This is a genomic window from Streptomyces sp. NPDC001744, assembly GCF_042892575.1.
Lineage (GTDB): Bacteria > Actinomycetota > Actinomycetes > Streptomycetales > Streptomycetaceae > Streptomyces.
The window spans coordinates 271,098-293,541 of record NZ_JBIAUG010000003.1 but is presented as its reverse complement, the minus strand read 5'-3'; the positions used below and the strand labels follow the sequence as shown (position 1 = coordinate 293,541).

Here is a 22,444-nt window from a genome sequence, read left to right as displayed (position 1 = left end):
CCCTCCCCTGTCCGGGCTCCCTGGGCTGTGACCTCAGCCTGCCGCCGCTTTCGTCTTCTATGCTGTCTCTTCGGGCGGAATGGCGAGCACCGCCCTCGCATCTGGCCGGAAAAGCCACCTGTCAGGGCAAGAACCGTTGCAGTACTAGTGCCGCATCAGGCAACGTTCGCCCTGCTGAGAAAACGGCAGAGGTCAGCGCGGTGGGGTTCCGAAGGCCGTGGAGCTGGACTCGGCGTCGGGATCACTCCGCGGCAAAATGGCCGACCCCCGAGGCCGGAGCGTGTCAGGATCCTCGAATGGAGATCCGTCGTGCCACTCAGGTTGGGGCAGTCAACGCCGCTGGGCACCTCTTCGACACCGCCCCAGGGCGGGAGGCCACTGACCGGTTCCTGACGGACGAATGCCATCACCTCCTGATCGCCTACGTGGACGACATCCCGGCGGGGATGGTCACCGGTGTCGAGATGACCCATCCGGACAAGGGAACCGAGATGTTCCTGTACGAGCTGGGCGTGGACGAGTCGTTCCGTGGGCGTGGTATCGGCCAGGCTCTGGTGTCGGCGCTTGCGGACCTGTCACGTGAACGGGGCTGCTACGGCGTGTGGACGATCACGGACGAAGAGAATGCGGCGGCACTGGCGACGTACCGCCGCGCTGGCGGCGTCGCGGAAACGGGACAGGTCGTACTCACCTGGACGTTCGATCAGCTGTAGACCGACGCAACGGATCCCCCTCCCGCACCAGACGGTTGGCGGCCTGCCGTCCGGCTGCTACCTGGGACGTGCGGTTTCGGTCAAGCTGTCCTGGTGGCTGAACGCGTACAGATCCGCGAGATCGATGACGACGAAGGCAGGCGACTGCTGCGGATCATCCGCAGGGGCACTGGGTCGGTGGTGGCCTGGCGGCGGGCCCAGATGGTGCTGCTGTCCGCGCAGGGCATGCCGGTGGCGAAGATCGCCGAGGTGACGTTCACCAGCGCGGACCGGGTCCGGGACGTGATTCACAATTTCAACACCGACGGCTTCGAGTCGCTCTACCCGAAGTACAGGGGCGGCCGGCCGAGCACGTTCACACCGCCCGAGCACCGGGAGATCAAGAAGACCGCCAAGTCCAAGCCGGCCGAGCACGGCCTGCCCTTCTCGACCTGGAGCCTGGCCAAGCTGGCCGACTTCCTGGTCGCCGAGGGGGTGGTCGACGACATCAGCCACGAGGGCCTTCGGGTCCTGCTCCGCGAGGAGGGTGTCTCGTTTCAACGCGTGAAGACCTGGAAGACCTCCCGCGACCCCGACTACGCGGCCAAGAAGGCTCGCGTCGAGCACCTCTACGCGATCGCCGACGGCGAGGTCATACCCGAGGAAGGCGAACCCGAAGTCGTTTTCTGCCTCGACGAGTTCGGCCCGCTAAACCTCCAGCCCCACCCCGGTCGGCAGTGGGCGGAACGCGGCGGCAAAGGCAAGGACCCCGACCGCGAGCCCAGACCCCGCCGGCGGGCCACCTACACCCGACCGCACGGGGTGCGGCACCTGTTCGCCGCCTACGACCTGGCCAAGGACCAGCTCTACGGCCACGTCAAGAAGACCAAGAACCGGTCCAAGTTCCTGGAGTTCTGCCGCTACCTGCGCTCGCTGCACCCGGCGGACGTGCGCATTGCGATCATCTGCGACAACTACTCGCCTCACCTGACGACGAAGCGGTGCCAGCGAGTCGGGACATGGGTGGCCGCGAACAACGTCGAGATCGCCTACACCCCGACCAACAGCTCCTGGCTCAACCGGATCGAGGCCCAGTTCACTGCCCTGCGCTACTTCGCCCTCGACGGCACCGACCACCCCAGCCACAAGACCCAGGGCAGCATGATCCGCCGCTACATCATCTGGCGGAACAAGCACGCCACCGACCAACGCCTGCGCGAAGTCGTGAACAGGGCGAACGTTGCCTGATGCGGCACTAGTCCGTGACGATGGTGATCGTCTGCTCGGGGCGCCCGTCGTAGAGCTGCGCCGTCACGGCATCGTCGTTGGCGGCGGACGCCGTGGAGGTCAGGGCCCAGCCGTTAGGGTTGATTACGGCCTTGCGCTGGGGGTCGTACTTCCACTTCTGTCCGTCGGACCACGCACCGCAGACGTCGGTGAAAACCCCACCGCCTACTTTGAGCGGCCTGGACAGGCACTCGTGACCCTGTGCGGTGTGGAGGTAGCCGTCGCCGGCGAAGACGAACAGTTGGTTGCTGTTGGGGGAGTCGGAGCAGTCATAGGTGATCATGCCGTACCAGCCACCGCGGTCCAGGCAGGCGCCGTTGGCGAAACGGAGGGGCCAGCGGGCGGACTGGCCGAGTCCCGTTTCGGTGATCAGGGTCCCGTCGCTCTGCTTCTGCTGCCGCACCATGCCCTGGCAGGTGCTACTGGTGGACGTCGCCGTGTTCCTGGCGGTGAGAGTGCCCTTGTTGCCGGTCGCCTTCCCCCACCTGTTCTTGGCGTACGCATTGTCCTCGCACACGTAATCGGAGTTGTTCCAGTCGAGGTACTCCACCCAGCTGTTCCAGGTCGGATTGATCTTCGACGATGTCGGGAGCAGGGCTTCGCCGAGGACGAAACCGGTGCCGGCGGTCTCGTCGTTCACGGTGGCCTTGGCCCAGTGGGTCGCGGGGTCGATCTCCACGTGGAAGGTGTAGGTGTGGCCGGTGATGGGGCGGCCGTGGTTGACGGTGTTGTTGGCGCACTGCAGGTGCTGGCCCTCCCCCGCGTTGTTCCAGCAGTGTGATCCCTGGGCGCCGTCCTTGAACTGGAGATCCTCGTCGGCCCAGGTCGACCAGAGGAACTGTCCGTCGTTCTGTCCGCCGAGCTGGAAGCCGATGTAGGAGACGTTCCCGTTGAAGTTGAACTGGGTTGCCCAGTAGACGTTGCCGTCTCCCGGACTGGTGAGCACGGTGTTGCGGAAGTCGACATCCGTCACGGTGCCGCTGGTGTCAAGAGCCCAGTCCGAGTAGGCGCCGGGCGTCGCACCGGACCTGGCCTGGCTGCCCACCGCCGATGGTGCGGTCACGGCCGTCGAGACCCCGGCGGACATGCCGGAGAGCGGCAGGAGCGCGGCGATGACGGCCGGCCAGACGAGGGGGCGGGGAAGAAGCGGCATGCGGGACTCCTCAGCGGAGAGCGGCGAAGAACGGGGATCCCCGGGCGCAGAGAAACGCGCCACCTGAGCGATGGACGGGGAAGCGCACCGAGGATTTCCCTGCGGATGATGCGGTGTAATCAGTCTGCTACTTAAAGTTATCAGACCCGCTCGATGGGCGGCCCCTGTGCCAACAGGAGCGGCGGTGTCAAGCCCATGTGCTCGCGCCCCAGGAGGCGGACCTCCCGCTTCTGGAACCCGCGCCACGCTGCCATCTGAACTCTCACCAGCGGACGGGTTCCAGGCATTCGAACTCCGAGGTTCCACGAACCCGCGCACTTCGCGGAGGCCGGCGCGGAAGCGGCCGGTGCGCAGGTCCTCGACGAAGGCCGCCACGGTCTGGCGGGAGTGGCGGCGTTGTCCCGGGGTGAGGTGGTCCAGGTCGGCGGTGAAGCGGGGGAGGGTCTCGTAGGTCGGCACGCCGGTCCTCCAGGCAGCAAAGAGCCCCCGGCGCTGCCGGGGCGGAGAGTCGGTGACGTGGTGCAGGGCGCGGCGTCTTTGGCCTCCGGGGGAGCGGTACGCAGAGGTGCGCTGGTTGACGGTGAAGTCGTCTGCAGGCGGTTTTCGGTGGCGATGAGGCGGGTGTGACGGGCTGCCGCGCACTACAAACGACGCGGCTACACACCACCAGAACCCGATAAACCATCATGAAAAATACCGTTGCGGTACTAAGGGCGCGTTTCTGGTGGGAGTTCGCCGCCGGGGCCGGCAACGCCACCGCCGCCCAGTGCCTCCACCTCTACCACCTGGCCCGCGGCGAGCTGCGCGACGCCGACCTGTGGGTCCTGCAAGCCGTCAGCGCCGACAGTCCCGCCGTCCCGCGCACCCCCGCCCGCCGTACGGCCGTCCGGCACGAAGCCCTGCGCGCCGCCGTGGGCCGGCTCACCGTCGACGCCGCCGAGGAATCCGGCCACAGCCGGGTCCCGCGCCCCCTCCAGGACCTCGCCGACCGGATCGAAGAACTCGCCGACGCCCTCTGAGGCCAGCAGGCCGGGGCCCTCCTCCCGCGGAGAGGGCCCCGGCCCGCATGCCGGGCGAGTCCATCAGCCTCGACTCGTACGAGGACGCCCAGCCGCACCCGGCAGTGGATCGCCCGGCGCCGCACCGCGCTGGCCTCCAGCGCCCTGCGCGGCGCCGCCTACGCCACCGGCGCCGGAATCGTCGGCCTCGGCTTCTACCAGCAGCAGCTCTGACCACCCGGCGACGCGGGGCCGGACGCCGACGGTGTATCAGCCGGCGGCTCCGGCCCTTCGCCACGGCGCCATAACCTCCGCGAGCGGCTCCTGGTCTTCCTCGCCGATCCCGCCGTTCAGCGCGACGCGGGCCGCGAGGGTGCGGGCGGCGGGAAGGTCCGGGGTGAGGACCGCGAGGACCCGGTCCAGGGCCTCGATCAGGCCGGGCAGGCCGGTGTGGTGGACCGGCCCGAGGTAGTCGTCGAGCAGGCCGGCCAGGCGCTCGGCGTCGTCATCGTGTCCGCCGGTAACCCGGGCGAGCGCGGCGCGGCAGGCCCAGATGGTCCGTGAACAGCCGGGCGAGGTGACGCGGCGTCACCCCTGCCCGTGAGACCAGCGCCTTCGTGCTCAGATCGGCGTCCGGGTGCGCGGCGATGTGCTCGACGAGTCCCCTGACCAGTTCGTCACGCGGCGCCGAAGATGCCGTGAACAGGCTCATCTGTGCCTGGTTGCCGGGCCGTTGCAAATAGACGACCAGGTCGCGGGCCACTTGGCGCGCCAGTTCGGGGCCGTGGTCCTCCTCGATGAACGCGAGCGTGAGGTCCAGGGCGCTGGTGACCCCCGCCGCCGTGTAGACGTTCCCGTCGCGGATGCAGATCGGCGCGGGGTCGATGGTGACCTCCGGGTGCCGGTCGGCCAGCCGGCGGACGTATCGCCAGTGCGTGGTCGCCCGCCGCCCGTCGAGCAGCCCGGCGGCGGTCAGGACCCCCGCCCCCGTGCACACCGACGCGACCCGGTGGCTCTCCCGCGCGAGCCGCCGGACGTGCCCCACGAGCCGCGGATCGCCCGCCGCCCGCTCGAAGCCCACCCCGCCCGACACGATCAGGGTGTCCAGCGGACCGACGAGCCGTTCGAGCGGCTGATCGCTCCCCAGCACGAGCCCCGTACCGCAGACGAACGGACCGCCTCCCGGCCCGACCACACGCACCCGGTACGGCACGGCCGGCACGCCGATCCCGTTGGCCATGGCCAGGGGCGTGGTGACGCACGTGATGTCCAGCAGTTCGGCCGCCTCGTATCCGACCACCACCATCAGCCGCTCCGCCATGCGGCGACCCTGTGCCGGAAGGACGGCTACCCCAATGGACCGGACATCGTTCCGGCGGCTTGTTCCCCGGCGGTCCGTACCGGTCGGACCCTGAAGGCGTAGCCGCACCCACCGTGAGGGGACCCCGATGACCGACTCGGTACACGACGAGACCGAAGGCGGCCGGCCGCACCGGCTGCCGCACCGCTGGCCCACGCTCGTCGCGATCGTCCTGGTGGTCGCGACCTTCGTGGACGGTGTGCCGCCCGTGGGCCTGCTCGCCGGCCTCCTCGGCGTCATGCCCGTGTGCTACCTGTTCTTCGGCGGGTTCCGCGGCGGACTCCGCGCCTTTCGCGTCCTGGCCGTCCAGCTCGCGGGCCTGGCCGGCTTCACCGCCGTGGCCGCGCTCGCCCTCGCCGCCGACGGCACCCTGGGCCTGCGTGTGGTCGCCGTGGGCTGGCTGGCCCACGGGATCTGGGACATCCTCCACCACCGGTCGGGCCGGGTCGTCCCGAGGGCCTGGTCGGAATGGTGCGCCGTCGTCGACGTGGGCGGCGCGCTCGCGATCCTCACCCTCGCCTGACCGGTCGTTTCGGAGCGGGCGAGCCGCAGCGAGCGGTGCCCGCGACCGGCGGGTGCCGGAGACGCCGTCGCGGCCGGACCGAGGAGTGACGCCGTGCCCGTATCCTCGTCCAGCCGTCCAGCCGTCCAGCCGTCCAGCCGTCCAGCCGTCCAGCCGTCCAGCCGTCCAGCCGTCCAGCCGTCCAGCCGTCCAGCCGTCCACCGCCGACGCCTCCTGTCCGTCCGGTTCCGGCCCGTCAGGTGCCGGAGGGGCGGAGACGGACATGCAGGGTCTTGTGACCGTTGCTGATCAGCGAGCCCGCCGGTTCCAGCTCGTCCGCGGGGGTGACCAGCTCGAGGTCGGGGAAACGGTCGAACAGGCCGCGCAACGCGGCGGCGGCCTCCATGCGGGCGAGAGGCGCGCCGAGGCAGTAGTGGACACCATGGCCGAAGGCGAGGTGCTCCTTGGAGAGACGGGTGACGTCGAAGACGTCGGCGCTCTCGCCGTGCCAGCGGGGATGACGGTTGGCGGCGGCGTAGGAGGCGAGGATCGCCTCGCCCCTGGCGATGACCCGGCCGTCGGGCAGGGTGAGGTCGTTGACGGCGTAGCGCAGGGGCAGGTGCGCGACGGCCGGTTCGAGGCGCAGCGTCTCCTCGACCGCGTCGGCCCAGGTGGCGCGTCCGGCGCGGATGTGAGCGAGCTGGTCGCGGTGCGTGGCCAGAAGCACGATCCCCTGGTCGATGGTGTCGACGGTGGTCTGGTAGCCGGCGCTGATGACCAGCAGGAGGGTGTCGCGCAACTCGGCGACGGACAGGGTGCTGCCGTCCTCGTCGCGGGTGGCGATGAGCAGCGAAGTCATGTCCTCGCCGGGTTCACGCCGCTTGTCGGCGATGAGCCGGTCGAGGACCGTGTAGAGGGCGACGGTGTTGGCGTTGGCCTGCTCGGTGGTGAGAGTGGTGTCGAATACTCCGTCGACGACCTCGCGGAAGTCGGTCCGCTGATGGTCGGGGATGCCCATGAGGCGGCCGATGACGGCGATCGGCAGGGGATGGGCGAAGTACTCGCGCAGGTCGACGCTCTCGTCGGCCGGGAGGGCGTCGAGAGCGTCGAGGAGCGTGGTGACGACGGTGTCGACGACCTCGGACAGGCCCGCGGTACGGCGCGCGGTGAAAGCGGGGGAGATCATCCGCCGCAGCCGGCGGTGGTCGGCACCGTAGGCGGTGAACATGTTCTCCACCGCGACCCACAGAGCCAGCGGCCAGGTCTGCACGACCTCGGCGAACTGCGGCCAGTGCCGGCGGGCGTCCTTGGACACATCCGGGCTGTTCAGCAGCTTCTTCAGCACGTCGGGGTCGGAGACGGACCAGGCCCGCACTCCCAGGACGTCGACAGGGACGGCCGCGCCGTGGGAGCGCAGCAGGACGTTCTCGGCGTGACGGTCGGCGCCGGTGGAGTCGAGGACGATCGGGGCGCTGGGCAGGTGCGTCATGAGTGGGCTCCTTCAGGCTGTGCCGGCGGCGGAGAAGATGACCGGACGCTGAGCGAGGACACGGTGAGAGGGACCGGGCGACAGGTCAACCCATCCGGGGAGCAGGGGCGTTGTATTGAAGTCGGGCGTTCGACAGGTAGGTGACGGCGGGTCGGTCTCAGCGAGGGTAAAGGACAGTCCACCACGCTCTCCGTCCTTCCGGCCATCGAGACGTGACGGGGTCGGTCCGTCCTGGTCCTTCACCTCGCCGTTCGGGCCGGTCTCAGCCGGCGGCAGCGTTCGCCAGGACCGTCGGGCCGTGTCCTGTGCGGTGGGTCGGGCCGGCCGTTCGTAGCGGCGGAGGGCTGCGGCGAGGAAGCCGTCCACATCCCCTCCACCGGACCGAGGCCCGAACCGGGAAGCCGTGCGTGAACGGGAAGAGGCCCCAGGCGAACCTGCGGCCCTCCTCACTGCTCGCCGACGGCATCGGCTCGTCAACCGTCTGTCTTTGGCAGGCGGAAGGCCGATGCCCTTCCGGGGCTTGCGGGTCGTGGTCCGGCCGCCCCTTCGCCGGCCCCCACCGTGCCACAGGCCCCTCACCCCGCCCGGTACTTCCGCACCGCCGTCTCGTCGTCGGCCTGTGGCTGGTACTTCACGGCCTGGCGGCCCCCACGGGGCCGACGCATTGCCGGATGAGGATGTGGCTGACGTCGACGAGGTGACGTCTTCACGGCAGCGACCCTAAAGAGTACTTCTCGCGTACATTCAGCGTACGGATTGCGTGCGAACCCCCTGTGTGGCGAGTAGGGTGGGCTCAGGAGGTACTGCATGTCCGAGTTGTTCGACGCGGTCGATGCCCTGCTCGCGTCCCGCGCCGTCCTGCCACCACCGGCGGAACGCAAACGACTGCGCGTCGCGCACGGCCTGACGATCGACGAGGTCGCGTCCGCGCTGAAGGTGCGCCGGGCCACGGTTTCCGGCTGGGAAGCGGGCAAAACCGAACCGCGCCCGCCGGAACGCGACGCGTACGCCCGGCTCCTGGACGGGCTCGCCCAGCTCTACCCCGCCCCGGCTCCGGGGCCCGGCCCGGGGGAGGTCCCGGCGGCCGAGACCGTTCCGGCGGCCGCCGAAGCCGCCCCGGTTCCCGGGACGTTCACCAGCGTGCCCGCCCCGGCGCAAGCGCGGGCCACGGTCACCAAGGAGCCGTTCGAGGCGGCAGTCGCAGCGACGCCCGAACCCACCCCGGCCCCCGCCGCCGCCCCGGCTCGTCCGGCGCCCGCCGCCAGGCCGTTGTCGACGTCGCGCCGCCCGGACGCGCGGAAGGCGGCCCCGGCCGGTATCCCGGCGCCCGGCGACACCGGCCCTCGGTTCGAGAACGGGCCGCTCGCGGTCGTGGACGCCGACGAGTCCGGTCGGGTGGTGGCGTACTGCACCGGCGGCCTGGTCCTGGACGTGCCCGCCAAGTCCCTGCCGTCCCTGGTGGAGTGGACACTGCGCGAGGCGAAGCTCGGGGCTCCGAAGCTGTCGGGGCCGGGCAAGGACGCCGACCCGCTGCTCGTGCTCACCGAGGCCGCGCTGGAGCGCTACGGCCTGCCCGTCACGCTCACGGAGGAGGAGAAGGTCGCCGGGCGCCTGCCGGAGGGCCACAAGGTCATCAAGCAGCTCGCGCGTGCGGAATGGAAGCTGACCAAGCGCGGCTTCGGCCCGTGGGCGCGGATCTACCGGCCCGCGACCGGTTCGGAGCGGGCGTGCGTGCAGCTGTGCATCCCGTCGTGGCACGCGCTGGACACCCGACACTGGGGCACCGCCGGGCAGCTTCCGCCGGCGGAACTCGCCCGCGTCCTGGGCGTGTACGCCTCCCGGGTGATGACGCCGCGCGGCTCGACGGCCGTGACCGGCCTGGAGCTGATGACCGCGCTGCACCCGCCGACCCGGGCCTCCGAGCCGGACGCCGACGGCAAGCGGCACCCGGCCCCATGAACCGAGTAGGAGTAGAGGTGCCTACCCGCCCACTCCGGTTGGTGATCCGGTGCGAACGGACCAGGCCGAGGACATCTGCGAGTCGCTCAAGCGAAGGGATCGCCGCCCTCATGGCCGCGTCAACTGCCTTCAGAGCGTCGACGTAACCAAGCACGAGCCCCCGTGCATCCCCAACCCGTTCCATACGGCGTCACCCCCCTGAGCCCGTGGTTGAAGGGGATTGTTCCACGGTCCGCCAGCATCTCCGCAGGGCGGCATTCTGAAACGATCAGTGAAGCTCCGCCATCTTGAAGTGGCTGGTCAGGGTGCTGGTGTGGTGTCGACTCAGGGTGCTCGTGCTGGTTGTGGTCGGCAGTCTGGGGTGTAGATCGTCTGGCCGGGTTGGTTTTGCGGATTCCCCTCCGCCGTGACCGGGGCCGCTCGTACGCTCCGGCGCATGATGGACCCCGAGATGGTGGAGCGGATCGCCGTATGGCGTGCGGAGCTGGACGGACTCGAAGAACAGCTGGTCAAGCAGCTGTCGGAGGTACGGGCTGAGCGGGACGAGCTGGCCGTGGCCGAGCGGGTGTGGCAGCGGATGAGCGAGCAGCTCGCCGATGAGCGCGCGGAGGCCGGGTCGCCGGTCGTCCAGGTGGCGGGTCGGGCGGTGCGGCTGATCCCGGACCGTGGGCCGGTGGTGGGCGAGTCCGCACTGTCGGCGGAGTACCAGCGCCTCCTGACCGCGGTGCGGCAGGCCGGCGGTCCGGTCTCCACCCGGCAGATCGGCGAGGTGCTGGGTCTGGACACCGGGGTGCGGGGCAAGCCGGAGCCGTTGCGCGGGAAGCTCACGAAGCTGGCCGACCGCGGCTGGCTGCACAAACGACCCGACGGGAAGTTCACCGCCCGGGTGTGACCGGTCCGCACGGTGATCGGAGCGTAACCGAGTTCCCTCCGGCGGGTGTTGGAATTGTGTGACGAATGCCAAAGAGCACGCCGGGGACACCGTGTCCCAGGTCTACCAGTGCCGCCTGCCGCTGTCCACGCACACCCTGAACTACCTCGCCGACCTGCTGCGACGCCATCTCAAAGCGATACGGTCGAGGTGGCGGGCGCTGCCGCCCGGGAGGATCGCGGTGATCGTCCTGGCCGTGCTCCGGCACGACCAGCGCCTGGCCGACATGGCCGGCGGCAACGACATCTCCGCCACCACCGTGCGCCGCTGGCGCGACGAGCTGATCGGGCTGCTCGCCGCGAGGGCCCCGCGTCTGGACCGCGCCCTGAAGAAGATCGCCGAGCGAGGCGGGGAGGTCGTCCTGATCGACGGCACCCTGATCCCCACCCAGCGCCGCACCGGCCGCGCAAACCGCCCGAACTGCTCCGGCAAGCATCGCCGCCACGGCCTGCACGTGCTTGCCCTGACCGACGAGCGGGGCCGGATGATCTGGATATCGGCCGCCCGGCCCGGCCGCACCCACGACATCACCGCCGCCCGCCGCGACCACATCCTGGCCCACCTGCGCGCCGCCGGCCTCGGCGCCCTGGCCGACCTGGGCTTTATCGGCCTGGACGACGACGGGGACAACCCCCGTGGTCGTCACCGGCTTCAAAGCCACCCGTGCCCGCAAGCTCGCACCCGCCGAGAAGGACGCCAACCGCATCCTGACCGCCGGACGCGCCCCGGTCGAACGCGGCCTCGCCCATCTGAAGAACTGGCGGATCACCACCGAACTCCGCACCGACCCCGCTCGCGCCACCCACCTGCTTCGCGCGTTGCTCGTCCTGACGAACATTGAGGTCACCACCGGCAAATGATCTGGACCGCAGGAGGCCCGCGACCAGCACAAGCACCCCGGAACGGCGTCACTGGGCCGGGATCGGCTGGGTGAGGTTCACCGGGTTGCCGTCGGGGTCCTGGATGTGGGCGACGCGCTGTCCCCACGGCATGTCGTTGGGGCCGCCGCGGACCGAGCCGCCCAGCGCCGTCACCCGGCCGAGCGTCTCGTCGACGTCGTCGACACCGATGCTGAGCAGGATCCGCGGGGCCGCCTCGGTCCCCGGGTCCGTCTTGACCACCAGGCCGAGGTCGGTGTCGCCGATGCGCAAGCCGAGGTAGAAGGCCGGGCCTTCCTCCGGAACCCGGAAGATCTCCTCGGCACCGAACAATTTCGTATAGAAGCCGAGCAGGACGTCCTGGTCGGCGGTCAAGATCACCGGCTGGATGGTGGACATGGCACTCCTGTCGAGAACGGTTGTGTCGCTGGGTAGACCGTTCGAGGACGGTGAACTCATCGGCAAAACCGCTCTGCCCAACGATCTGCACCCCAGACTGCCGCCCGCGACCAGTACGAGCAGCCCGAAACGGGGTCACACCATCCCTGCTGACCAGCCACTTCAAGATGGCACGGCCTCAGTAAGTCCTGTCTTCAAACCCTCTCGCGGGGGTGCGTGCGCCACCGACGAAGGCCGCGAGCCCGGTGTCGAAGTCCATGGCGGACGGGACGAACAGGGCGGTTCGGTCCGGTGCGACGTACACCTTGCCGCCGCCACGCCCGGTCTGTACGACGCACACGCCCGCGCCGTCCGCCAGTTCGACGACGTTCACCCCCGCACCCGGTGCGAGGCCGAGGAATGCCTTGCCGACCTCGGCCAGTCGTTCCGTACCGGTCCTCGGCGGTGGGGGCGGAAGAGACGGGTCGGTCACGCGTGCCTTCAGGCCCCGGGGCCTGCAGCCGCACCCGCCGGGCGGCCAGGCGCGTGAACTCGCCGCCCCCTGCTTGGGGAAGCAAGCCTCCTCGTTGCTGTGCACGTGGATCTGTCCCGTGCAGGGCGGGCCGCCGAGCGGCGGCTGCCGACACATGACCTCACGCCGGCAATACGCACACCGCATGACTTCTCCTCGTCCCCCGGTCGCTCCCATGTCCGCCTCTCAGCTCGCCTCGATGCCGCGGGTCGCGAAGGTCTCCCGCTTGCCCGGTGCGACCAGGGTGCCGTCGTCCACGGCGGTGACGCGCTTCAGGTTCGGCAGCAGCGCGAGGTCGTCGAGGGAGTGGATGTCGAAGAGGTCGTCCTCGCCGCCCCAGGCCGGGGCGCAGTGCCGGTAGATCTCGTGGCCGGCGTCGAAGCAGAGCGTCTCGACCTCGGCCAGGAGCTCGTCGCCGATCTCCAGTTCCTCGAAGAAGGTGCGCGACTCGTCGAGGACCTCGTCGTCGACGTCGTTCTCCAGCACGTACACGGCGGGTATGTCGATGCCCCGCTCCCGCATGCGGGTATCGAGATCGAAGGCGGGCGTGAGGAGGTCTCGCCGGTACATGAGCACGTCGATCACGACCAGCTTGAAGTTGAAGTCCTTGAATGCGGCCATGCGGTAGAACTATCACGCGGCTCCGAAACCGCCGGCGGCACGGCCGACGCCCGCCCTGTCCAGGTGCTGGTTCAACGTGACCGCACCTGAGGCGGGCGTCGCCACCGGTACGACAGGCCACCCAGTCCTTCTCCAGGAGCCGCCCCACCAGGTCGGAGGGGAGGTGCCCGGCGCCCTTCGTGGCCGTGCCGATGACGTGCGGCAGGTGATCCGGCGTCGCCTCCGCGCGCCGGATCGCCTCCGCCGCCTGCACTCCGCCGCGCCCACCGGCCTCAAGGGTGACTGGCCGTCGACGACTCCGCCCCGACCTCCGGCGCTGCCGTCGGTCTGCCGGATGGAGGTCCCCCCCACCGCGATCCGGGACGCATCCTGCTCAGTGGCGGAAACGTGCCCACCTGATCGGATGATCTCTTCTCTTCTGGCGGCAGGCCACCAGAAGGGGCTGGGCGCCGGGAGAGGGTCTTCCGGGGTGATGCCGCCGACGACCCTCACCCCGAGCCGGCGGAAGTACCACCAGCGCGAAATCAAGACACGTTAAGCAATGCCACAATTACTGACCGTTATCCCTGCAGGCTCGTCGAGAGAGGTCCCATGCGCATTCTGAAGAGGGCCCGGGTCGTTGCGGCCGCCCTGGGGGTGGTGGCCGGGACGCTGATGGCTTCGGCCGGCCCGGGGGCGTCGGTCTCGCAAGCGGCGACACCCGCGGACGGAGCCACCGCCGCGGCGTCGCGCATCTACGGCGTCGAGATCGTCGAACAGGGCGGCGGGGTCGGCGACCTGCAGACGCAGAGCGTTCGCTGCCCGCAACGACACGGGCAGCATGGGCCGGACGAACTCCCGCTCGGCATCAGACAGTTCATGACGACGTATCACGACACCATGATCCACCAGTGATGATCATTTGAAGACACCGCCCAGGACACAGCCGGAAGGGTCCGTACGGGCGGGGGTCCGTACGGACGGGCCCTCCCTTTCCCGGGGAGGGCCCGTCCGGCGCCGGGAATCCCGCCTTCAGGACTCCAGGGGCGTCCGGAGCGCGCTCCCGCCGTCCGCCCAGGCGTCCAGCACCCGGGCGCCGAGCCGGTCCTCCAGGAACCCGGTCGCCGCGATGCCGAAGGCGACGTCGGGTGCGAGGTCCGGTTCGTCCTCCAGGAGACCGCCCACCACCTCCCGGCGCACCAGCTGCTCGTGGACCGCGTCGGCCTCCACGTGCTCGTCGTAGTACCGCTCCGCCGCCGGTCCCGCGCCCGTCCGCCGCATGGCCGCGACGAGCCGGGCCGCCGCGGGCGGCGAGGTCACCTCGACAGCGGCGAAGTGCCCCACGAGGGCGCCGCGCAGCCGCCGGTGCAGACCGAACAGGGACGACAGGTTGGCGACGGCCAGCGCCTCGGCGCCTACCGCCTCGACGTACCCGCCGTACTCCGGGTCGAGGCCCAGGTCCGCCATGAGTTCCGCGTAGAGCCGCTCGTGCATGTGCTCGGCGCGCCCGCAGCCGAACTCGTCGTACTCGATCGCGACCATCGCCGCCTTGGCGCGGCCGCGCAGCCGGGGGACGACCCACAGGTACGGGTCGGCCTCCCGGAGTTGCGTCACGGAGCGGAGCGCCGCGTACTCGCGCACCTGCCACGGTTCGCCCCGCGAGGCGAGGTGGGCCGAGACGCCGGTGGCCTCGGCGGGCTCCACGAGCAGGGCGCCCAGCTCCTCGTCCGCGTCCCGCCGGTCGTGGCAGTCGTGGCGCAGCGCGCTCTCGAAGCGGTGCTCCAGGAGGGCGCGGGTCCGCAGCAGGTGGGGGTCCCATTCGAGGGCGTCCGCGACCCCGGACCAGCCCCGGTGGTGCAGGCCGTAGCAGAGGTGGAGGGCCAGGTGCAGGTCCTCGCCGTACGGGTCGAGGCGCGCGACGTCCGGGCCGTCCGGCAGTCCTCCGGAGTCTCCCCGCAGGCGTCGCCGGACCGCCCGCGACACCTCGCCGCGGGCCTCGGGCATCTCGGGGGCGCCGGTGTCCGGGCGGGCGAGCCGCGGGGCGGCGGTCATGGGTGCTGGCCTTCCGTCGGTTCGTCCGCCGGGCTGGAGCGCCGTTCCCGGCGGCGGTGGCTGGTGTCGCAGAACGGCGCCCGTCGGCTCCGCCGGCACATGCACAGGGCGACCACGGGTCGCTCGCAGTGCCGCACCGACCCGTCGGGCATGAGGACGTCCACCGGCCCCTCCACGAGCATCGGCCCGTCGTCGAGCGGCCTGAGGAGCGGCGGACCGGTCCGCGGGGAGCCGCCGCCCGTCCGCACGGCCCCGGACCGCGTGTCCGGGAGACCCCGGGAGTCCGGGGAATCCGGGAAGTCCGGGAAGTCCGGGAAGTCCGGAAGAGGGGACACCACACACCACCTGTCGGGTCTCGGATCGTTCTCGTACGCGGCTGCCCGCACGGCCCCCGTCCATGCGCGGGCGGCGGGCGGGGACGTCACGCGCGGGACGCGCGGATCACCACCAGCTCCTCGGTCCGCGTGCCGGGCGGGACGAGGCCCCGGGCGGCGAACCAGTCCTCGCGGGAGGACATGACCGGGCCGAAGGGCTGGACGCGGCGGTCGGTCACCCGGGCGCGCAGCCCGGCCCGGCGCAGTCCGTCCAGGGTGGCGGTCACCCCGGAGAGGGAGGACTGGACGACGAGCAGGGTCCCGGTGGGGGTCAGCAGCCCCGGCACCCGGGCGCAGACCCGGTCCAGGAGCAGCCGCCCGTCCGTCCCCGCGTCCCACGCGCGCCGGGGCCCGCTCGCGGGGAGCGCCGGGTCCTCGCAGGGCACGTACGGCGGGTTCACCGTGATCAGGTCGAAGCGTTCGCGCGCCACCGGGGCGTCCAGGTCCCCGCGGAACAGCCGCACCCGGCAGCGGTACCGGAGCGCGTTGAGCCGGGCCGTGGCCACGGCGGCCCGCGAGATGTCGACGGCGGTGGCCCGGGTGCCGCGCAGGGCGGAGGCGACGGCGACGGCGCCCGTTCCCGTGCACAGGTCCAGCGACCGGGCGCCGCGCGGGAGTTCTTCCCGCGCCAGCCTCGCGAGCAGCAGCGCGGTGTCCCCCTGGGGCGCGTACACCCCGGGGAGCCGGTACATCCGCGGCTGTGCCGCCGGCTCGTCCCGGACGGCGGTGACGGTGTCCTCGTCCACGGAGGGGGTCACATGGGTCACGGGGATCACCCTCCTGCCGGGAGCGGACCGCCGGTGGCTCGCGACCCCCGGTGCCCCGGCACGACCACCGCTCCGCCGCGCGTCGTCGGCGTCCTCACGGTCCCGCTCCTCAACGGCCCCGCCCCTGCTCGGAGGAGTCGGCGGGCGGCTGCCAGGAGTCCCGCCTCGCCTCGGCGGCCGGCGGCTGCGCGACCCGGGAGGGCTGCCTCCGCCGGGCCACCCGCCGGGAACCCCACCAGAACGCGCCGACCAGCAGGGCGGCCACCACGATCCCGACCACGGGGAACAGCATCGAGGAAGACCCCTCGGCGGCCAGCGGAGAGGGCTGCGGGGAGGCGGAAAGAGTCCAGAGGAGCATGATCGCCCTTCCTGTCGGGGACGGGGCCGGCCGGTTCAGAACGGCGGGTACCCCCGCGGAGACGAACCATTCGCCACCGGTACCGCGCCCGCCCGCGCCCGCAACCTCGACCGCCCCGCGCCCGTGCCCGTGCCCGCGACCTCGACCGCCCCGCGCCCGTACTCAGCCGGTGGGGGCCCCGAACCACCGGGCCAGCGCCTCGTCGGGTCCGCACCGGCCGTCGCCGACCCACACCACGTGCCCGTCCGGACGGAGCAGCACCGCTGGTACGTCCAGCTCCGCTTCGGCGTCCACGACGTGGTCGACCCGGTCGGCCCAGCCCTCGGCGGAGAACCGCCCCGTCCGGTCCAGGAGCAGCCCCCGGGCCCCGTGCGTCAGCTCGTAGAGGCGGCCCCGCCCCAGCCGTACGTCCCGCATCCGCCGGCCGAGCAGCTCGTGGCCCTCCCCGACGTCGTAACGGACCTCCACGGCCGTGATCATGCCGGTCACGTACCGGTTCACCTCCTCGAAGGCCATCAGCTCCGAGAACAGTCCCCGCAGCGCGGTCGCGCCCGGACCGGTGCCGAGGAGGGTGATCTGCGCGCGCGTGTTGTCCAGGACGGCGGCGCCCACCGGGTGCCGCTCGGTGTGGTAGCTGTCGAGGAGTCCGTCCGGCGCCCGGCCGCCGACCTCGGCGGCCAGCTTCCAGCCGAGGTTGAACGCGTCCTGCACCCCCAGGTTGAGGCCCTGCCCGCCGGTCGGCGGGTGGATGTGCGCCGCGTCGCCGGCCAGCAGCACCCGGCCGGACCGGTAGCGCTCGGCCTGCCGGGTGGCGTCGCCGAAGCGCGAGAGCCAGCGGGGCGCGCGCACGCCGAAGTCGGTGCCCGCGAAGTGCCGCAGCCGCTCCCTGAACTCGTCCAGGGTGGGCGGGGCCGTACGGTCCTCGGCCACCCCGTCGGCGGGCACGACGATGCGGTACAGCCCCTTGTGGCCGTCCACGTCGGGGACGGCCCCGAACCTGAGCTGGGTCCTGCGGACCTCCTCGACGGCGGCGGCGATCACCGCCGGGTCCTCGGTCGCCTCCATGTCGCCGAGCAGCGTCTCGACCGTGGCCGGTTCGCCGGGGAAGCCGATGCCGGCCAGCCCGCGCACCGTGCTGCGACCGCCGTCGCACCCCACGAGGTAGCGCGAGCGCAGCCGCGTGCCGTCGGCCAGGGCGACGTCCACCCCGTCCTCGTCCCGCGCGAGGCCGACCACCTCGCACCCGCGCCTGACCTCGGCCCCGAGCTCCAGGGCGCGTGCGTTCAGCAGCCGTTCGGTGGCCGGTTGCGAGACGGCCAGGCCGTACGGATGGGCCGTGTCGAGGCTGTCCGGCCAGGGTGCGGTGATGCCGCCGAAGAGGCCGCCCACCCGGAACTTCTCACCGGCGGCGAGGAACCGGTCCAGCAGGCCGCGCTGGTCCATCATTTCGACGCTGCGCGTGTGCAGCCCCCGCCCCCGGGACTCCCGGGTCGGCTCGGCCAGCCGCTCCAGGACGACCACGTCCACACCGCCCAGCCGCAGTTCGGCCGCCAGCATCAGGCCGGTCGGTCCGGCACCGACCACGATCACGTCATGCATGGGTACGCCCGTTCGAGAGGAGTCCGGGCCGGCCGCCCCGCGCGCGTCACCGCTCTTTCGGGGTGGTGGCACGCACGCGTCGCGGGCCCGCTGTTTCCGCAGGTCCCGGCCTTGAGCGAGCAATTCTGCGGTCTTCCGGGGGCCTTGCCGCAAGCCCCCCGGTGCGCTATACGTTGAAGAGGGCGAGGAGACCAGACACTCCTTGCCCTCCGTGTTCCGCCCTCACCCGTTCCCGGAAGCGCTCCGGCGGTCCCGGCCCCGGACGCGGGCCCCGCTTCCCCGGACGGCCGGAAGCCCGGTGCCGTCGGGAAGAACGGGGGGCGACCGATGAGTTCCTTCGTGATCCCCGGTCATGGATCATGACCGGTACGGCCACCGCGAACGCGGACGGGGCGCGTGCCGGCCCGATCCGAAGCCGACCGGACACGAGACACCGAGGAACCCGGATGCGCACCCTGATCAGCACCGCCTTCATTTCGCTCGACGGCGTCGTGGAGGCGCCGGGCGGCGAGCCCGGCTACCGGAACGCCGGATGGACCTTCAAGGACGTCGAGTTCCTCCCCGAGGCGTTCGACCTCAAGGGCCGGGAACAGAAGGAGGCTACGGCGATGCTGATGGGCCGGGTCAGCTACGAGGCGTTCAGCCCCGTGTGGCCGGACATGGCGGACTTCGCCGACTACGCGGCCATGCCGAAGTACGTCGTCTCCACCACCCTCACCGAAGGCGATCTGGTGGAGAACTGGGGCGAGACCACGATCCTGCGCTCGCTCGACGAGGTCGCCGCGCTGAAGGCGGCCGAGGGCGGCCCGATCATCGTGCACGGCAGCGCCTCGCTGAACCGGGCCCTGTCCGACGCCGGCCTGATCGACCGTTACCACCTCCTCGTCTTCCCGCTCCTGCTCGGCGCGGGCAAGCGCCTCTTCAGCTCCACGGACAAGGACACCCAGAAGCTGAGGCTCGTCGAGCACGAGGCGTACGCCAACGGCCTGCAGAAGCAGGTCTTCGACGTCGTCCGCTGACGGGCCCCCGCGCCCGTCTCCCGGACGCGGGACACGGTGGGGGAACCCGCCCGGCGGACGCCGGGACCACCGCGCGGCCCCCGGGAGGACGATCCCGGGCCGGGCGGGCCCCGGCCGCGCCGCTCCGCCCGCGCTCGTCAGCGGCCCCGCCCGGGGGCCGGTGACAGCGCGTCGGCCAGGCCGTCGCGGGCCATGCCGTACTCCCTCGGGTGGCCGTCGGCACCGGGCAGGGCGAGGACGGACTCGAACTCCCGCCGCGCCTCGGCGAGTCGGCCCGCCGCCGTATAGGTGGCGCCGAGCCGGACGCGGACCTGCATCTCCAGCCAGGTGCTGGTGTGCCGGGTGAGCGCCGACAGCGCCTCGTGGTGGGCGTCGACGGCCGGGCCGAGGCGTCCCAGGGCGTGTTCCGCCGCGGCCAGCCGGGAGAGGGCCGCCGCGCGCAGCGGCGCGTCGTCGGCCTCGCGGGCCAGGTCGGCCGCCCGCCGCAGCAGTTCCACGGCCTCCGCGGTCCGGCCGAGGGCCAGCCGGGTCTCCGCGACGAAGCACAGGGCGCTGCCGATCGTACGGGGCCGACCGCTCTTCTCGGCGAGCGCGAGGGCGGTCGTGCAGAGGTCGTGGGCCTGCTCGTACCGGCCCCGCTGGTGCTGGATCGCCCCCAGGTTGCAGGTCACGATCCCGGTCAGCCAGTCGTCGCCGAGCCCGGCCGCCCGCTCCACCGCCTCCTCCAGGAGGGCGGTCCCCTCCTCGACGCGGCCCAGCGCCCACTCCGCGACGCCCACTCCGGCGGTGGCCCTGACGCGGTCCCGGGGATCGCCGTGGCCCGAGGCGCGCTCCAGCGCCTCGGCGAACCAGGAACGAGCCTGCCGGAACCGCCCCTGGTGGACGGCGACGAACCCCATGCAGTTGCGCAGCGAGGCGGGCATCCGCCGGTCGGAGGCCCGTTCCGCGCAGGACAGGGCGAGCTCCAGGGCGGCCCGGCACTCCTGGTGGTGCCCCTGGCGGAGCAGGTGGTCGACCAGGGCCTCGGCGATCCAGCAGGCGTGGTCGAACTCCTCCGCCGCGACCGCGTACGCCACCACGTCGACCAGCTCCCCGCCCGCCGCGTCCAGCCACGCGGAGGCGTCCCGCCAGCCGGTGAACGGCGAACCGGGGCCGACGGCACCGGGACCGGTGGGGAACGCGTCCGGGCCCCAGTCGGCGGCGAGCCGCCCGGCGGCCGTGTAGAGCCGCAGGACGGCGTCCCGGCCCGCCGCGGCCTCCGCGGGCGCCTCCGCGGCGAGGTGCCGCGCGTGCGCCCGTACGAGATCGTGCAGCCGGTAGCGGCCGGGATGCGGCTGCTGCACCAGGCTGGCGTCGACCAGGTCCTCCAGGACCTCCTCGGCGTGCTCCCGGGAACAGCCCAGCACGGCGGCGAGGGCGAGGTCGTCGAAGCGGGCGGTCGGCGCCAGGCCCAGCGCGCGGAAACCACGCCGGAGACCGGGCGCGAGCTGGTCGTACGACATCCGGAAGGCGGCCTCCACGCTGCGGTCCTCGGCCCGCAGCTCACCGAGGCCGCGCACGTCGTCGGCGAGCCGGCCGGCCAGGAACTCCAGGGTCCACGAGGGACGGTTCTGCAGCCGCGCGCCCGCGATGCGCAGCGCCAGCGGGAGGCCGCCGCAGCGCCGGGCGAGTTCACGGGCGGCCTCGGGTTCGCGGTCCGCCCGGTCCGTGCCGAGGAGGTCACGGAGCAGACCGACCGCGCCCCCGGTGCCCAGCGGCTCCACGGTGAGCCGCACATCGGCGTCGAGGCCGGGAAGGCGCTGCCGTCCCGCGACGAGGACCCGGCTCCCCGGTCCGGAGGGCAGCAGCGGACGCACCTGCTCGGCGCTGCGGGCGTCGTCCACGACGAGCAGCAGCCGCAGCCCGCTCGTGGCGACGCGCCAGGCGGTGACCAGCTCGGTCGGATCGTCCGGACCGTCCCCGTCGTGGGGGCCGCGCGGCTCGTCGGGAACGTCGTGGCCCCGGTCGCGGACCGCCCGCAGCAGCCGGTGCAGGGCCCGTCCCGGGGCGACCGCCTCGTGGGCGGCGCCGTGCGCGTGCAGGTCCACGAACAGGCAGCCGTCGGGGTACCGGTCGGCGAGCATCCGGGCGGCGCGCACCACCAGGGCCGTCTTGCCGACGCCCGCCGTGCCGTCCACGGTCATCACGGACACCACCCCCGGCGGCGAGGGAGCGGTGAGGAGGGCGAGCTCCGCCTCACGGCCGATCAGGCGGACGGTGTCGCCCGGGAGTTCGTTCCGGCGGCGCGGGCGGGGCACGGTCCGGTCGGGGGGCCCGTCGCGCCGGGGACGGGGGAGAGCGGGGGGAGCGGACCCCCCGGCGGGGCGGTGGCGCGCGACGCCGCTCCCCCCGGCGGGGCCGTCCCCGGAACCGGCACCGTCCGGGTCCCGCACCGCCAGAGGACCCCGGGCGCCCTCCCCGTCCCGGCCGGCGGACTCCCCGGGCCGTGCCGTCCGGCCGAGCAGAACCGCGTCGTCCCGGCGCAGGACGGCCTGGTGCACGCGGCGCAGCTCCTCGCCGGGCTCCATCCCCAGCTCGTCGAGGAGCCGGCGGCGCGTCTCCCGGTAGACGCCCAGGGCCTCGGCCTGCCGGCCGCCGCCGTACAGCGCGCGCATCCGCAGGGCGGCGAGCGGTTCGTCGTGCGTCCGGGCCAGGGGCGCGGCCATGAGGCAGTCCAGGGCCTCCGGGTGACGCCCGAGCAGGAGAAGGCACTCCGCCCGGTCCTGGAGCAGCGTCCGCCGTTGCCGGACCAGGCGCTGCCGCTCGCTCTCCGCGAGCGGCCCCGGCACCCCCGGCAACGGCTCGCCGCGGAGCAGTTCCAGGGCCCGGCCGCCGTGGTCGAGCGCCGCGTCCAGGTCTCCGGCGGCCCTCGCGGTCCGGGCCAGCCCGGTCAGGGCGGCCAGCTCGGCGAGGTCGGTCGCGGCCTCCTCGGACGCGAAGCGGTACCCGCCCTGTCCGCCGAGGATCACCGACCGGCTGGGCCCGGTCCCCGGTACGTCGAGCACCTTGCGCAGCGAGTAGACGTAGCTCGGCAGGACCCGGTGGCCGGTGCCGGGAGGTTCGGCACCCCAGACGTCGTCGAGGAGCCGCCCGTACGTCACGAAGGCGGGCGCGCGCAGGACCAGGGCGGCGAGGACCGCCTGACGGCGCACCGGTCCGAGGGGGATCCGGGTGTCCCCGCGGCGGGCCCGGACGGGGCCCAGCAGGTCGATCCGCACACGTTCCTCCACGCCGGTCGGATACCCGCCCGCCCCCGCTGCCCGCTCGCCCACGTCGTCGTCCCCGTCCTCGCCCGTGCGCCCCGTACCCGCGCACTCCTCCGAACTCCTTGCTTCACCAGGATTTCATCGCCGCCGCAGCACGGTACGGCAGGGTGGGGCGGGTCGTCCCGGGTGCCGGTACGACGGCCGGGGGGGGGGGGGCCCCGGGGGGCGGGGGCCCCCCCCCCCCGCGAGGGGGGGGGCCCAGGCGCCGCCC

At 72.5% G+C, this 22,444-nt stretch carries 20 protein-coding genes and 1 pseudogene; 9 read left to right on the top strand and 12 right to left on the bottom strand.

Annotation, left to right across the window (positions count from 1 at the left end; translation table 11 throughout):
* Positions 1-296: 296 nt before the first annotated feature.
* Both ACFYZY_RS05735 and ACFYZY_RS05730 read left to right on the top strand, forming a co-directional pair.
* Positions 297-713 carry a GNAT family N-acetyltransferase gene (locus ACFYZY_RS05735; protein WP_388689821.1) on the top strand — a complete coding sequence of 139 codons (417 nt, stop codon included), beginning with the start codon at positions 297-299 and terminating at the stop codon, positions 711-713.
* 93 nt (positions 714-806) lie between these two features.
* Positions 807-1,940 (top strand): IS630 family transposase, encoded by a 1,134-nt coding sequence (locus ACFYZY_RS05730; protein ID WP_388689819.1) that lies wholly within the window; start codon positions 807-809, stop codon positions 1,938-1,940.
* A gap of 7 nt (positions 1,941-1,947) precedes the next feature.
* Here the strand turns inward: ACFYZY_RS05730 and ACFYZY_RS05725 are convergent, their stop codons facing one another.
* Positions 1,948-3,132 (bottom strand): ricin-type beta-trefoil lectin domain protein, encoded by a 1,185-nt coding sequence (locus ACFYZY_RS05725; RefSeq protein WP_388689817.1) that lies wholly within the window; start codon positions 3,130-3,132, stop codon positions 1,948-1,950.
* A 686-nt stretch (positions 3,133-3,818) separates the two neighbouring features.
* Here ACFYZY_RS05725 and ACFYZY_RS05720 point away from each other — a divergent pair.
* Positions 3,819-4,151, top strand: a complete 333-nt coding sequence (locus tag ACFYZY_RS05720; protein WP_388689815.1) for a hypothetical protein — start codon at positions 3,819-3,821, stop codon at positions 4,149-4,151.
* A gap of 484 nt (positions 4,152-4,635) precedes the next feature.
* Here ACFYZY_RS05720 and ACFYZY_RS05715 read toward each other — a convergent pair whose 3' ends face one another.
* On the bottom strand, positions 4,636-5,451 hold the full coding sequence (locus ACFYZY_RS05715; RefSeq protein WP_388689813.1) for a GlxA family transcriptional regulator: 816 nt from the start codon (positions 5,449-5,451) through the stop codon (positions 4,636-4,638).
* A gap of 127 nt (positions 5,452-5,578) precedes the next feature.
* Between ACFYZY_RS05715 and ACFYZY_RS05710 the strand changes: the two genes are divergently transcribed.
* Complete coding sequence (locus ACFYZY_RS05710) at positions 5,579-6,013, top strand: hypothetical protein (protein WP_388689811.1); 435 nt, start codon at positions 5,579-5,581, stop codon at positions 6,011-6,013.
* Between the two features lie 235 nt (positions 6,014-6,248).
* Here the strand turns inward: ACFYZY_RS05710 and ACFYZY_RS05705 are convergent, their stop codons facing one another.
* Positions 6,249-7,481, bottom strand: coding sequence for a cytochrome P450 (locus ACFYZY_RS05705; RefSeq protein WP_388689809.1), 1,233 nt, complete (start codon positions 7,479-7,481; stop codon positions 6,249-6,251).
* Between the two features lie 807 nt (positions 7,482-8,288).
* Between ACFYZY_RS05705 and ACFYZY_RS05700 the strand changes: the two are divergent.
* From ACFYZY_RS05700 to ACFYZY_RS05690, 3 genes and pseudogenes are all read left to right on the top strand, one after another.
* Positions 8,289-9,428, top strand: a pseudogene (locus ACFYZY_RS05700) (helix-turn-helix transcriptional regulator); the annotation flags it as partial.
* A 448-nt stretch (positions 9,429-9,876) separates the two neighbouring features.
* Positions 9,877-10,332 carry a hypothetical protein gene (locus ACFYZY_RS05695; protein WP_388689807.1) on the top strand — a complete coding sequence of 152 codons (456 nt, stop codon included), beginning with the start codon at positions 9,877-9,879 and terminating at the stop codon, positions 10,330-10,332.
* 58 nt (positions 10,333-10,390) lie between these two features.
* Positions 10,391-11,212 (top strand): transposase family protein, encoded by an 822-nt coding sequence (locus ACFYZY_RS05690; protein ID WP_388689805.1) that lies wholly within the window; start codon positions 10,391-10,393, stop codon positions 11,210-11,212.
* Positions 11,213-11,279: 67 nt separating this feature from the next.
* Here ACFYZY_RS05690 and ACFYZY_RS05685 read toward each other — a convergent pair whose 3' ends face one another.
* From ACFYZY_RS05685 to ACFYZY_RS05675, 3 genes are all read right to left on the bottom strand, one after another.
* Positions 11,280-11,648, bottom strand: a complete 369-nt coding sequence (locus ACFYZY_RS05685) for a VOC family protein (protein ID WP_388689803.1) — start codon at positions 11,646-11,648, stop codon at positions 11,280-11,282.
* A gap of 178 nt (positions 11,649-11,826) precedes the next feature.
* Positions 11,827-12,120: a hypothetical protein gene (locus ACFYZY_RS05680; RefSeq protein WP_388689801.1), complete on the bottom strand. Its 294-nt coding sequence runs from the start codon at positions 12,118-12,120 to the stop codon at positions 11,827-11,829.
* Between the two features lie 225 nt (positions 12,121-12,345).
* On the bottom strand, positions 12,346-12,780 hold the full coding sequence (locus ACFYZY_RS05675; protein WP_388689799.1) for a DUF6892 domain-containing protein: 435 nt from the start codon (positions 12,778-12,780) through the stop codon (positions 12,346-12,348).
* Between the two features lie 591 nt (positions 12,781-13,371).
* Here ACFYZY_RS05675 and ACFYZY_RS05670 point away from each other — a divergent pair.
* Entirely contained in the window at positions 13,372-13,674 is a 303-nt protein-coding gene (locus ACFYZY_RS05670; RefSeq protein WP_388689797.1) for a hypothetical protein, read from the top strand.
* A gap of 117 nt (positions 13,675-13,791) precedes the next feature.
* Here the strand turns inward: ACFYZY_RS05670 and ACFYZY_RS05665 are convergent, their stop codons facing one another.
* The 5 genes from ACFYZY_RS05665 to rox all read right to left on the bottom strand — a co-directional run bounded on the left by ACFYZY_RS05665 (position 13,792) and on the right by rox (position 17,909).
* Complete coding sequence (locus tag ACFYZY_RS05665) at positions 13,792-14,811, bottom strand: iron-containing redox enzyme family protein (RefSeq protein WP_388689795.1); 1,020 nt, start codon at positions 14,809-14,811, stop codon at positions 13,792-13,794.
* Positions 14,808-14,993, bottom strand: coding sequence for a CDGSH iron-sulfur domain-containing protein (locus tag ACFYZY_RS05660; protein ID WP_388689999.1), 186 nt, complete (start codon positions 14,991-14,993; stop codon positions 14,808-14,810). The genes ACFYZY_RS05665 and ACFYZY_RS05660 overlap by 4 nt, the downstream gene beginning before the upstream one ends.
* Positions 14,994-15,232: 239 nt before the next feature.
* Positions 15,233-15,877, bottom strand: coding sequence for a HemK2/MTQ2 family protein methyltransferase (locus tag ACFYZY_RS05655; RefSeq protein ID WP_388689998.1), 645 nt, complete (start codon positions 15,875-15,877; stop codon positions 15,233-15,235).
* Positions 15,878-16,061: 184 nt separating this feature from the next.
* Positions 16,062-16,310 (bottom strand): DUF6479 family protein, encoded by a 249-nt coding sequence (locus ACFYZY_RS05650; protein WP_388689793.1) that lies wholly within the window; start codon positions 16,308-16,310, stop codon positions 16,062-16,064.
* Between the two features lie 162 nt (positions 16,311-16,472).
* The gene (rox, locus tag ACFYZY_RS05645) at positions 16,473-17,909 is read right to left on the bottom strand and encodes a rifampin monooxygenase (RefSeq protein WP_388689791.1); all 1,437 of its coding nucleotides are present in this window, start codon (positions 17,907-17,909) and stop codon (positions 16,473-16,475) included.
* 446 nt (positions 17,910-18,355) lie between these two features.
* Here rox and ACFYZY_RS05640 point away from each other — a divergent pair, with 446 nt between their 5' ends.
* Entirely contained in the window at positions 18,356-18,928 is a 573-nt protein-coding gene (locus tag ACFYZY_RS05640) for a dihydrofolate reductase family protein (RefSeq protein WP_388689789.1), read from the top strand.
* A gap of 137 nt (positions 18,929-19,065) precedes the next feature.
* On the opposite strand, the gene ACFYZY_RS05635 is transcribed toward ACFYZY_RS05640, so the two are convergent.
* Entirely contained in the window at positions 19,066-22,197 is a 3,132-nt protein-coding gene (locus tag ACFYZY_RS05635) for a tetratricopeptide repeat protein (RefSeq protein ID WP_388689787.1), read from the bottom strand.
* Positions 22,198-22,444 lie beyond the last annotated feature (247 nt).